This window comes from Roseovarius tibetensis, assembly GCF_050896375.1.
Taxonomy (GTDB): Bacteria; Pseudomonadota; Alphaproteobacteria; order Rhodobacterales; family Rhodobacteraceae; genus Roseovarius; species Roseovarius tibetensis.
Map to the genome: position 1 here is coordinate 1 of NZ_JBPBBB010000016.1, position 11,814 is coordinate 11,814.

The 11,814-nt window shown below is 66.2% G+C and carries 12 protein-coding genes; 7 read left to right on the top strand and 5 right to left on the bottom strand.

The features are described from left to right. On the bottom strand, nt 1-864 hold an 864-nt coding region (gene egtD / locus ACROSR_RS11635; protein ID WP_432685203.1), incomplete at its 3' end, for an L-histidine N(alpha)-methyltransferase. A 135-nt stretch (nt 865-999) separates the two neighbouring features. Between egtD and ACROSR_RS11640 the strand changes: the two genes are divergently transcribed. The 4 genes from ACROSR_RS11640 to ACROSR_RS11655 are packed head-to-tail and all read left to right on the top strand — an operon-like array spanning nt 1,000 to nt 4,213. Next, nucleotides 1,000-1,980 carry a phytanoyl-CoA dioxygenase family protein gene (locus ACROSR_RS11640; protein WP_432685205.1) on the top strand — a complete coding sequence of 327 codons (981 nt, stop codon included), beginning with the start codon at nt 1,000-1,002 and terminating at the stop codon, nt 1,978-1,980. Next, on the top strand, nt 1,977-2,819 hold the full coding sequence (locus ACROSR_RS11645; protein ID WP_432685207.1) for a class I SAM-dependent methyltransferase: 843 nt from the start codon (nt 1,977-1,979) through the stop codon (nt 2,817-2,819). The genes ACROSR_RS11640 and ACROSR_RS11645 overlap by 4 nt, the downstream gene beginning before the upstream one ends. 36 nt (nt 2,820-2,855) lie before the next feature. Then, on the top strand, nt 2,856-3,743 hold the full coding sequence (locus ACROSR_RS11650) for a class I SAM-dependent methyltransferase (protein ID WP_432685209.1): 888 nt from the start codon (nt 2,856-2,858) through the stop codon (nt 3,741-3,743). Further along, a complete protein-coding gene (locus ACROSR_RS11655; RefSeq protein WP_432685211.1) occupies nt 3,740-4,213 on the top strand; it encodes a DUF427 domain-containing protein in 474 nt (157 codons plus the stop codon). The genes ACROSR_RS11650 and ACROSR_RS11655 overlap by 4 nt, the downstream gene beginning before the upstream one ends. A gap of 39 nt (nt 4,214-4,252) precedes the next feature. Here the strand turns inward: ACROSR_RS11655 and ACROSR_RS11660 are convergent, their stop codons facing one another. From ACROSR_RS11660 to ACROSR_RS11675, 4 genes are all read right to left on the bottom strand, one after another. Beyond that, nucleotides 4,253-5,371, bottom strand: a complete 1,119-nt coding sequence (locus ACROSR_RS11660; RefSeq protein ID WP_432685213.1) for a lytic murein transglycosylase — start codon at nt 5,369-5,371, stop codon at nt 4,253-4,255. 114 nt (nt 5,372-5,485) lie between these two features. Next, a complete protein-coding gene (locus tag ACROSR_RS11665; RefSeq protein WP_432685215.1) occupies nt 5,486-5,971 on the bottom strand; it encodes a flavodoxin family protein in 486 nt (161 codons plus the stop codon). A gap of 97 nt (nt 5,972-6,068) precedes the next feature. Further along, on the bottom strand, nt 6,069-6,989 hold the full coding sequence (locus ACROSR_RS11670) for a LysR family transcriptional regulator (protein WP_432685217.1): 921 nt from the start codon (nt 6,987-6,989) through the stop codon (nt 6,069-6,071). Between the two features lie 104 nt (nt 6,990-7,093). Continuing rightward, the gene (locus ACROSR_RS11675; RefSeq protein ID WP_432685219.1) at nt 7,094-8,218 is read right to left on the bottom strand and encodes a zinc-dependent alcohol dehydrogenase family protein; all 1,125 of its coding nucleotides are present in this window, start codon (nt 8,216-8,218) and stop codon (nt 7,094-7,096) included. A 203-nt stretch (nt 8,219-8,421) separates the two neighbouring features. Here ACROSR_RS11675 and ACROSR_RS11680 point away from each other — a divergent pair, with 203 nt between their 5' ends. From ACROSR_RS11680 to ACROSR_RS11690, 3 genes are all read left to right on the top strand, one after another. After that, on the top strand, nt 8,422-9,384 hold the full coding sequence (locus ACROSR_RS11680) for a cyclase family protein (RefSeq protein WP_432685221.1): 963 nt from the start codon (nt 8,422-8,424) through the stop codon (nt 9,382-9,384). A 70-nt stretch (nt 9,385-9,454) separates the two neighbouring features. Beyond that, nucleotides 9,455-10,741, top strand: coding sequence for an ABC transporter substrate-binding protein (locus ACROSR_RS11685; protein WP_432685223.1), 1,287 nt, complete (start codon nt 9,455-9,457; stop codon nt 10,739-10,741). A 164-nt stretch (nt 10,742-10,905) separates the two neighbouring features. Continuing rightward, nucleotides 10,906-11,811: a branched-chain amino acid ABC transporter permease gene (locus ACROSR_RS11690; RefSeq protein ID WP_432685225.1), complete on the top strand. Its 906-nt coding sequence runs from the start codon at nt 10,906-10,908 to the stop codon at nt 11,809-11,811. Nucleotides 11,812-11,814: the final 3 nt, after the last annotated feature.

An 11,814-nucleotide genomic window follows, 5' to 3' on the forward strand; every position in this document is an offset into this window, starting at 1 on the left:
CGCGGCAAGCGCCGACAGCCCATCGACCGTGTACTTGTGGCTGTTCTCGGTGTGAATCGTCTCGCCAACCGAAAACGCAACCTCCCGCTCGCCAAGGCGCACCACCTGATCCTGCAGGCTTTCAAGGTGCATCTCCACGCGGGACTCCACCGCGTTCCAGACTGCAAGATGACGGAATGTGTCGAGGTCAAACGACGCACCAGCCTCGCGGTTCAGCCGCGTCAAAAGGTTTAGGTTGAAACGCGCCGTCACACCGTCCGAATCGTCATAAGCCGCCACCAACGTACCAGCCGCCTTCACAAGATCTACTCCCAGAATCAGAACCTCGTGATCGCGCCAGTCTGCCAGCCGTGCCAGCAGAGCCCGGGCCGCACCCGGATCGAGGTTGCCGATCGTCGAGCCGGGAAAGAACCCCGCAACCGGAGCACCCCCGAGGTCCGGCAAGCGCACGGGCGTCATGAAATCCGCCACCACCGGCGTGATCCCGAGCGACGGGTAATCTTCCGCCAACTCCGCGGCCGTCGCGTGCAGGAAGTCTTCCGAAATATCGACAGGGACATAGCCCGATAGCTGCGGCAACCCGTCAAGCAGCAGCCGCGTCTTGACGCTGGCCCCGCTGCCCAGTTCGACCAGCGCCGCGCCGTCAGGCACATGCGCCGCAATCCGGGGTAACTGTGACTCGAGAATCGCACGCTCGGTACGGCCGGGATAGTATTCGGCAAGCTGCGTAATCTCTTCAAAAATTTCGCTGCCGACGGCGTCGTAGAACCATTTGGGTGACAGGCCCTTGGGCGTTTGCGACAACCCGTCGATGGCGTCAGCATAAAGTGCTCGATTGGTGATCGCCGAGGTGTTTGCGTCCATGATGTCCCTGTAACGTTGCCAAAGTTCTGAAAGAGGTAATCCGCCAGCCCAGAACATCCAGCCGGTGGCCGGTATTGCGGTTGCCGCAGTGCGCATAAGCCTTACGTACCTCGTCACCCAATGAAAGGACCCGCCATGTCAGAGACCGCGACGACCGATGCCACCGATGTCAGCCAACCTTGGGATCAGGATAATCAGGCGTGGTGGGACTGGTATGTCAGCCTCGCCGAGAACGAGGAGGCGGACGCGCCCGTCATCGCGGCGCCGCCGCTGCCGGATGTCGCGATCCCGACCGATGACGAGGTGATCGCGGAACTTGCCGCGCCCTATGTGCTGAGCGCGGATCAGATCGCGTTTTTCCGCGAGAACGGCTTCATCAAGCTGAAAGAGGTGTTCTCGCCCGGCGCGGTTCTGAAATTGCGCGCCGAGTTGGTCCGCCTGCTGAAGGCAGAGTTCGAGGTCGATCCCGACACTGGCGCGCGTGACCGGTTCCTCAGCCTCGAGATGATCTGGCCTGACAACCCGCTGTTGCGGGCCTATGTGCTGTCGCCCCGGCTGGGACAGATCTCGGCCGATCTTCTCGAGGTGGCCTCTGTTCGGCTGTACCATGACAACGTGCTGGCCAAGCAGGCCGGGTGCGGGCGCACGCCGTGGCATTTCGACGATCATCATTTCCCGCTGGACACGCATGACGTTGTGACCGCCTGGGCCCCGGCGCAGCCGATCCCGATGGAGATGGGGCCGCTGGCCTTTGCCTATCCGCTGGATGTGCACAAGCTGGTCGATGCCGTGACATTTGAGAAGACCGGCACCGGGTACGATCGCGGCGTGGCCGAGGTGTTTGCGCGGGGTGGGGTGGCCGTGGACGAGACCGAGTTCGAAATCGGCGAGGTCAGCTTTCATCACAACCTGAGCTTCCACACCGCCGCGCGCAACCGCACCGATCGCAGCCGGATCGTGCTGGCCAACACCTATTACGCCGATGGCGCGCGGATCGTGGACGCGCCGACGATGGTATCGGGCGACTGGCAGAAATTCATGCCGGGCGTCGGGCCGGGCGATGTGGCGGCCAGCGCGCTCAACCCGGTGTGCTGGCCGGTGGAGAACGACACATGAGCGGCGATATCCTGACACGCAGCACCGCCCACTGGTCCGAGGCCGGGCGCGCCGGCATGGATGCGTTCTATACGCTGGCGACCGACGATTACCGGCATCTGGCCGAGGCGCGGGATTGGGCCGGCTGGCTGGCCGGCATCCAAGGCAGGGCCGGAGACCGGTCCTCGCGCCTGCTCGACGTGGCGTGCGGCTCGGGCAAGTTTCCCAATGCGCTGGTGCGTCACGCGGGCGTGGCCGAGGCCAGGCTGCGCCCCGTGGCCACTGATCTTCTGGATCCGTCCGCGTTTTCCATCGCCGAGGCGCGCGCGGCGCTGCCCGCGCCCTTCATGCCCGCCGCCGAGCATGAGACCACCTTGCAGGATTTCGCGCCGCCCCCCGACGGCTATGACATCGTCTGGGCGACGCACGCGCTCTACGCCGTACCCGCAAAAGATCTGCCGAAAGCCGCGGCACAATTCTGCGCCGCCATCGGCCCCGGTGGGCGCGGTGTCATCGCGCACAGCGCTGCCGCCGGTCATTACGTCGAGTTTCACCGCCGCTATCTCGAAGCGTTCGGAGAGGCGGACGCGGCGCCCTATATCTCGGCCGAGGATCTTGCAGCGGCGCTGCGCGCAGCCGGTGCGACGGTGGCGAGTACCGAGGTGCGCTATGACAGCGTCGCCGGGCCGGACGCCACAGACGCGGTAGAGGGATATCTGCAACGCTGCGTCTTTGACGAAAGCGTACCCCTTGCCAAGATGCAGGCTACGGCCCCCGTTGCAGAATGGCTAGCAGGCTGCCACGGTGACTCGGGCTGGCGCTTTCCGCAAATCGTGCACCTGATGGATATCACCGTCTGAGCGGTCCGGTTCTTTCCCAAAAAAAGGAGTTTTGGCGTGAATGATCACAGCCCCCTGCGATCTGCATGGATCGACAGTCTAGAACGCGGAGAAAACCCCGATGCCGCCGCGCTGCGCGATCATTTGAGGGCGGTGCACCGCGATCATGCAGGTTTTACCGAGACCTGCGCGCGGGCCTGTCGTGATGCGGCGGGTCGCACCAGCTACGAGTGGCTGGCCGAGGTCGTTCCCGCGGGGGCTGGCGCGCATGTGCTGGATCTGGCGTGCGGATCGGGTCCGCTGCTCGATATCCTGCGGGCGCATGGCTCCGGGCTGCGGCTGACCGGCGTCGACATGTGCCCCGAGGAGCTTGACCTGGCCCGCATGCGCCTGCCGCAAGACGCCGCGACCCTCATGCTTGCCGAGGCGCAGGACATGGCGGCCCTCCCTGACGGATCGGTCGATGTGGTGCTTTGCCACTGGGCGCTGACACTGATGGACCCGGTGACGCCGGTTCTGGACGAGGTGCGCCGCGTGCTGGCGCCAGAGGGACGTTTCGCCGCCCTTGTCGACGGACCGATGGAGGCCGCTCCGGGCTACGAGGACGTGCATGACCTGATCTACGGTCATGTACAGGCGGAACTGCCCGGGTACGGCGAGGTTGATCTGGGCGATCCGCGCGTGCGCGGTGCCGATAGCCTGAGCGATCTGGTTCGCAGCGCATTCCCGGATGCGACCGTGACGGTCGAGACCGGCGTCGTCACGATGGAGGGCCCCGCGATGGAGGTTGCCGAGGCCGCCGCCGGGTTCTTCTACGCGGCGTTCATCCTGTCGCCCGCACGTCGCGTACGGATGCTGGCAGAGCTGGCCGCGCTGCTGGCCGGAGCAGGGGGCGCGCAAGGCCGCTTTGCCATGCCGATCAACCGCCTGCTGGTCACGCCATGACGGACCTGCCGCGCGAGACCGTGCAGGACTATCCCCGCCCCCCGGCGCTGGAACCCGTCGCTCAGACGCTGACCGTCCGCCTTGGCGGGGTGCTGGTCGCACAAACCGCGCGCGGGCTGAGGGTGCTCGAGACGCATCACGCGCCGACCTACTACCTGCCGCCCGAGGATGTCGCGGCAAGCCTGCGCCGCGTACGCGGTGGCAGCTTTTGCGAATGGAAGGGCGCGGCCACCTATTACGACGTGACCGCGGGCGGGATCACCGCACCGCGCGCGGCGTGGAGTTACGATGCCCCCACGGGTCGCTTCGCGGCGCTGGCGGGGTATCTGGCCTTCTATGCCGGGGCCATGGACGAGGCCTGGGTGGGTGACACCCGCGTGGTCCCGCAGCCCGGTGATTTTTACGGTGGCTGGGTGACGCCCAACCTGGATGGTCGCATCAAGGGCGCGCCGGGCACCCGGCACTGGTAGGCGATAGCGGTTTACGTGCCTGACACAAGATGCCCGGTTCTATAGCGCCTGCAAAAGGGCCGGCGACGGGGTGCCTGTCACGGCCAGACCCCGGTCGCTCTGGAAGGCTTCGATCGCGGCGGTGGTCCGGCTGCCGATCACCCCGTCCGCGCCCCCGGTGTCGAAGCCCCGGCGCATAAGGCCGCGCTGCAGTGCGATCCGGTCGTCTTTTGTCAGGCCATACCGATCCGGCGGAAACCGCGCCTGCAACGGACCGGCGCCCGCGATCCGGTCGGCGAGATGCCCTACACCGATCGCGTAGGCGTCGGAGTTGTTATAGCGCTTGATGGTCCGGAAATTGCCGGTCACCGTGAAACGCGGACCACCCGGCTGCGGCTGTAACGCGCCTGCCGGGTCCTCACGCCCCCACCGCACGCCGGTCTGCCAGCCATTGCGGGCCAGGTAATTGGCCGCACTTGCCAGCGCATCCGACGGATCGGATGACCAGATATCGCGCCGCCCGTCGCTGGTGAAATCCACGGCAAAGCCGGTGAATGTCGTCGGAATGAACTGTGTGTGTCCCATCGCGCCCGCCCAGCTACCGGTCATCCGTTCGGGGGTGATGTCGCCCGCCTGCAGGATGCGCAGCGCGTCGAGCGTCTGCGCCTCGAAAAACGCGCCGCGCCGCCCGTCAAAGGCCAGCGTCGAGGTGGCCGAGATCACCGGGATGTTGCCCTGGCGCTCGCCATACATGCTTTCAAGCCCCCAGATCGCGGTGAGTATGTGGCGATCCACGCCAAAGCGGGCCTCTATCGCGGCAAGTATCGGGCGGTGACGCGCAAGGGCGGCGCGCCCCTTGGCGATGCGCGCGTCCGAGGCGGCGATCGACAGGTAATCCTCCAGGCTGCGCGTGAACTCTGTCTGGCTGCGGTCGCGGGTGACAACGCCGGGCAGGTACCCCGCCCTGCGGAACGCGGCATCGAAGGTGGCGGACGAAATGCCCTGCGAGGTGGCGCGCCCGCGAAAGGACGCGACCCATGTGTCATAGTCGCGATTGGGCTGCGGTCTGAGATCCGCGGGCAGGGGGGCCGCGTCACCGCGCGGCGCGGATGCGCCGCCGCACCCGGCCAGCCATGTCGCGGCGAACCCCGCGATGACGAAACGTCTGTCGACAGCCATGTCTTGCCCCCATTGCCTGTTCGGGGCAACTGTAACGTGCCCTGCGCCCGGCACAATCCCGTCCGTGGCAAGCGGCGCCGGTCCGCCCGGATCAGGCCCGAGGGGCACCGGCGGTCAGAACATGCCCATGGCAAGCCCGGCAGCCAACGCCTGGCCGATCTCGCGGCACCGGGCAAGCTCGTCCTCGGGGATGGTCTTGGCGGCGAGGATCGCCTCGGATGTCTGGGCATGGGTGCACACGATCAGCGGGTCCTGCGCGGCGCGCAGCCGCCAGCCCTGCGCGATGCGCGCGGTCTGGCGCGCGGCATTCTCGCCATCTGATCCGGCGCAGATCATCTGCGCATAGGCGCGTCCCTCGATCCGGCCAAGCACGGGATAATAGCAGCGATCGAAGAAGTCCTTCATGACCCCCGACAGCGCCGCGAGGTTTTCCGGCGCGCAGAAGAGATAGCCGTCAGCTGCCAGAAGATCGTCCGGCCCGGCCTGATCGGCGGGCTTGAGCAATGTCTCGGTCTCGCTGTGCGCGGCGTCGCAGGCGGCCTGCGCCATTTGCTGGCTGCCGCCGGTCCGTGAATGGTAAACGATGAGAAGCTGCGCCATGCCGCAACGGTAACGTCTGTGCCGGTGGCTGGCCAGAGGGCGTGGGGGATGTTGGGCGCTTGCGTCACCGCGGGGGTAATGGCGCGGCCACCGGCAATCATGACACCAACGCACCCTCCCAGATTCCGCGCTGGACCAGATCGCGGGCGACGTCCAGCGTCACCTGGGCAATGGCGCGGCAGGCGCGGCTGCTTTGACGGGCGGGATTGCTGGCCAGGTAGACGGGGCGCACCATGTCCGGGTCGCATATCGGGGATTTGACAAGGTCGCCGCGCGCCGCGAAATCATGCGCGGCGGCCGGCGCAAGGATGGTATAGCCCGAACCGCGTGTCACCAGCTCCTTGATCTGGGTCATCGCGTCCATTTCGACCGTCACGTTCAGGTCGATGCCGCGCGGTCGGGCGTATCCTTCGATGGTCTTGCGCAGCCCGTGCATCGGGCTGGGCAGGATCAGGTCCAGCGCTTGCAGCGCGCGCAGCGGCACGGGCGTGCCGGGCGGGGTGTCCAGCGGCCATGCGTCGGGACCGGAAAAGAAGAACAGACGCTCGTTCAGGACATGGGTCGTGCGGAAATGCTCGGCCCCCGCCAGATCGTAGATGAACCCGATATCCACCGTGCCATCGTCGATCCACGCCTTGATGTGACCGCTCATCGCCTCGATCGCCCGCAGGCGCAGATCGGGGAATTCGATGCGCACGGTTTCGGCCAGCGGAACGGACATGACCATCGACACCGACGGCGGCATGCCGAAGCCCACCTTGCCGCGCAGCGCGCCGCCGGCCTCGCGCATGTCGGCAAGGCACGTCTCGAACGCGGCGCAGACCGTGCGCGCATGTTTCAGGAAAAGCGTGCCATCATCGGTCAGCACGGTGCCGCGCGCGCTGCGTTCGACCAGGCGCAGGCCGAGTTCCTCTTCCATGCGCACGACATTCTGCGACAGCGAAGGTTGTGCCACCCCCAGCAGGCTTGCCGCCGCCGACAGCGACGGCGACTCGGCGATCACAATGAAGTAGCGCATCTGGCGGATATCCATGGCAAGGCCTTTGCACGGGGCGGGCGGGGCGGCCGACCCGCCCGCCCCTTGGGTGTCCGGGGTGTGTCCGGCGTGAAGGCGCGCGGCGGTCAGTCGAGATCGACGATCTGGCGGATCGCTGTCCCGTCGTTCAGCCGATCCATCGCCACGTTGATCTCGTCCAGTCGCACACGGTGGCTCAGCATCCGTTCCACCGGCAGCTTGCCCTGCTGGTAGAGCGAGAACATGCGCGGCAGATCGCGCTGAGGCACGCAAGAGCCGATATAGCTGCCCTTCAGGGTGCGTTCCTCGGCCACCAGTTTCAGCGCCGGCAGCGCCATGCGCTGATCTGGGTGGGGCAGGCCCGCCGTCACCGTCAGGCCGCCGCGGCGGGTGATCTCGTAGGCGGTCTCCAGCGCCTTGACCGAGCCGGCAAGTTCGATCGCGCAATCCACGCCGCCGCCTGTCAGATCGCGTACCGTCTCGATGGTGGCGGCGTCCGCTGTCACGCAGTCGGTCGCGCCCATGCTGCGGGCGGCGTCCATCTTGGACTCGAAGGGGTCGATGGCGATGACGCGCCCCGCCCCCGCCGCCGCCGCACCAAGCACCGCCGAAAGCCCGACACCGCCCAGTCCGATCACCGCGACGGTCTGGCCGGGCTGGATGCGCGCGGTATTGAACACCGCGCCCGCGCCGGTCAGCATGGCACAGGAAAACAGCGCCGACACATGCGGCGGCAACTCATGCTCGACCTTCACGACCGAGCGCCGGTCCATCACGGAACGGGTGGCGAAGGCCGACACGCCGACATGATGGTTGACCGGCTGACCGTCGAGCGACAGGCGCCGCGTCCCGGTCATCAACTCGCCCACGCCGTGATGCTTGGCTGCGCGTTCGCACAGGGCCGGACGGCCCTCGGCGCAGGGCGTGCAGTTGCGGCATCCGGGGGCGAAGATGCATACGACATGATCGCCCGGTTTCAGATCGTCGACGCCCGCGCCGACCTCTTCGACATGGCCCGACGCCTCGTGGCCCAGGACCATAGGCAGGGGCCGGGGCCGGGTGCCGTTTATCACCGACAGGTCCGAGTGACAGACCCCGGCGGCCGCCACGCGGATAAACACCTCGCCGCGTCCCGGCGGGGCGAGGTCCACCTCGCGGACTTCCAGCGGGGCCTCCTCGGCAAAGTTCGACACTATTCCGTCGCGCATCAGCACGGCTGCGGTGATCTTCATGTGCTCTCTCCCTTGTGGCGCCCGTCGGATGATCCGGGACCGGGCCGCAAGAAATGTGCCCTGTATCGGCGCAGTGCGAAAGGGCGCGATGCGTGCAGAGGTATAGGCAGCAAACATGGCAGTGCAAGGCAGAAACTATTAGGCGCTGCGCGCAGATCGTGTGTACACTTTCGCATATCGTGACTTTGGGAGGAGGAATGATGATGCGACTTGTCCGAAATGTGGCCGGGATGGCGATAGCGGCCTGTCTTGCGACCGCCGCGACTGCCGACGACGCCACGACCCCCGACTGGGCAACGTCGCCCTGGGGCGCAGAGGACGAACTGGGCGCGGCCAACACCATGACGCCCGAGCGGATCAAGGCCGCGGCAGAGCTTGTCACCACAGGCAAGGTCTACAGCCTCGGGATGATCGTGGGCAGCGACACGCCCGCCTTCCCGCCGCGCAGCCTTTCGGTCACGGTTCTTCAGCCCAACCAGGTGTCGACCAGCGGTCTGGGGGAAAACGCCTTTACCTATAACGACGACATCTTCATGGGCTGGCTGGGCATTGGTCCGCAGATCGACGGTCTGGGTCATGCCGGGATCGATCACGTCTATTACAACGGTCACACCGACAGCGAGTTCGCCGATGCCGCCGGGCTGACCAAGCTGGGTCTCGAAAAGCTGCCGGGCCTTGTCGGGCGTGGCGTCATGCTGGACATGGCCAAGCATTTCGGCGTCGACATGGTCGAGGCCGGCACGCCCTATACCGAAGAGGACATCAAGGCCGCCGCCAAGGCGCAAGGGGTGACCCTGGGCGAGGGGGACGTGGTGCTTTTCAACTCCAACTGGATGAACCTTCTGGACGGTGAAAACCCCGACCCCGAGCGCTTTGGCGCGAGCGAGCCGGGTGTCGGTGTGAGCGGGGCGGAATACCTGGCCTCGCTGGGTGTCATGGCCGTGGGCGCGGACACATGGGGCATGGAGGTCGTGCCCGCCGAGCAGGAGGGGCAGGCGTTCCGTGCGCATCAGATCCTGCAGCCCGAGCATGGCATCTACATTCTCGAGAACATGGACACGCGCGAACTGGCGCGGGACGGTGTCCACGAATTCCTGTTCGTCCTCGGACAGGCGCGCATCAAGGGCGCGGTGCAGATGATCATCAATCCGATCGCGATCCGCTGATCGCGTATCGTGCCGCCGGGGCTACCCGGCGGCTGGCACAGTATAAAAGGCATAAAAGGGAGAGAGACCAATGAAGAAACTGTTCATGGCCACCGCGGCCTGCGTGGCGATGCCGTTCGCGGCGGTCGCGCAGGACAAGCCCGACTCGCTGCAGGTGGGCGTCACCGCCTTCCTCACCGGTCCGGCATCGGTCTTTGGCGTGCCAGCCAAGGACGCGGCCGAGATCCTGGCCGAGGACATCAACGCGGCGGGCGGCATCCAGGGCGTGCCGCTGGAACTGACCTTCATCGACGAAGGGGCCGGCACCGAAACGCTGACCACCGAATACCGCCGCCTCGTCGAGAACGGCGCCGACGCGATGCTGGCCTCCATCTCGTCGGGAAACTGCAAGACGATCGCACCGCTGGCCGAAGACCTCGAGGTCATCAACATCATGTGGGATTGCGGCACGCAGACGATCTTCGAGGAAGGTGATTACGACTACGTCTTCCGCAGCCAGGCCCATGCGGGGACGGAAATGCTGGCGACGGTCGCCTACCTTCTGAAGACCAAGCCCGACTTTCAGACCATCGCCGTCGTCAACCAGGACTACGCCTGGGGCCGGGACAGCTGGGACATCTTCAGCGCCGCGCTCAAGGCGCTGCGCCCGGATGTCGAGGTTGTCGGCGAGTTCTTCCCGAAATTCGGCTCGCCCGACTTTTCGACCGAGATTTCGCGCCTTCAGGCCATGCAGCCCGATATCATCCTGTCGACCTCGTGGGGCGGCGATCTGGACACCTTCGTGCAGCAGGCGTCGCAGCGCGGCCTGACCAATACCTCGACCTTCGTTCTGCCGCTGGCCGAAAGCTCGCTCGAGCGTCTGGGCAGCAGCCTGCCGTCGGGTCATATCGTGGGCGCGCGCGGCGATCACTACTGGAACCACCCGGAACGGCGCGACGACGAGGACTTCAAGGCGTTCATGGAAAAGTTCGAGGAGCGGACCGGCTCCAAGGCGATCTATCCGGTCTTCCACATGAGCCAGGGCCTGGCGGCGCTGCAGGCCGCGTATGACACCGCGGCCGAGGCGAATGGCGGCGACTGGCCCAGCGAAGAGCAGGTGATCGCGGCGTTCGAAGGGCTGGAATTCCAGGGTCTGGGCCGTCCCGTGCGGCTGCGCGAGGATCATCAGGGCATCGAGGCACAGCTTCTGGGCATGTCCGTTCAGGGGGGCGAACTTCCCTTCGCCACGCTCGAGAACATCATGATCTTCGACGGTGCGGAACTGACCACACCGGTCGGCGAAAACTCGGTCGAGTGGGTCGGCTCGCTGCAGCCGGGCTGGATCGACAGCCTGACCGTGGACAGCTACGAGAACTGATCGGCGACACCGCATGCATCGGGGCCTCCGCCAACCGGAGGCCCCGTTCGCATCCCGGTCGATCAATGCCCAAATGATCCGACGCCGCCGCGATCGTCCGGATCGGCCCTGACGCCGCGGCATCGCCATACTGACCCTGCCGCCATGAAACCGCGTGGACCCACATGAACCTGACCCTGTTCCTGCTCGCCCTGTTCGACGGCATCGCCTACGCGGCGCTCGTCTTCATCGTCGCCGTCGGCCTGACGCTGATCTTCGGGGTGATGCGCATCCTGAACGTCGCGCACGGCTCGCTTTATGCCATGGGGGCCTACCTGACGGCCTCGCTGACCACCTTCATCATCTCGGCAGGATTGCCGCCGATTTTCGCCTTTCCCTGCATTCTCGTCTCGGCCGTCCTGATCGGGGTGGTGCTGGGCGGCCCGCTGGAATGGCTGTTGCTGCGGCGCATCTATCACAAGCCCGAGGTGCTGCAGCTTCTCGTCACCTTCGCGATCTTCATGATCCTCGAGGACGTTCAACGGCTGATCTGGGGCACGCAGCCGATCTTCCAGTCCTCGGCGCTGCAATTGCTGGGGAACGTGCGGGTCTTTTCGGTCAATTATACCGTATACCAGTTGATCCTGTTGCCCCTTGTCGCGATCGGGCTGCTGATCGGATTGCGCTATTTCCTGCGCCGGACACTGGCGGGCAAGCTGATCCTGGCGACGACCGAGGATCGCGAGGCGGCGCAGGCCATCGGCATCGACGCCGACAAGGTGTTTCTTCTGACCTTCATCGTCGGTGCGGGTCTGGCGGGGCTTGGCGGGGCGCTGGCCTCGCCGACCACCTCGATCCTGCCGGGGATCGGTGCGGACATGATCGTGTTGTCCTTCGCCGTGGTCGCAACCGCCGGTCTGGGACAGATCGAGGGGGCGGCGTTGACCGCGCTGCTGATCGGGCTGGGGCGGTCCTTTGCGGTCTATGTCTGGCCCGAAACGCAGGTCCTTGTGCCGTACCTGATCATGGTCGCGGTGTTGCTGGTGCGCCCGGAGGGGCTGTTCGGCAGCCCCGCCGCGCGCAAGATCTGAGGG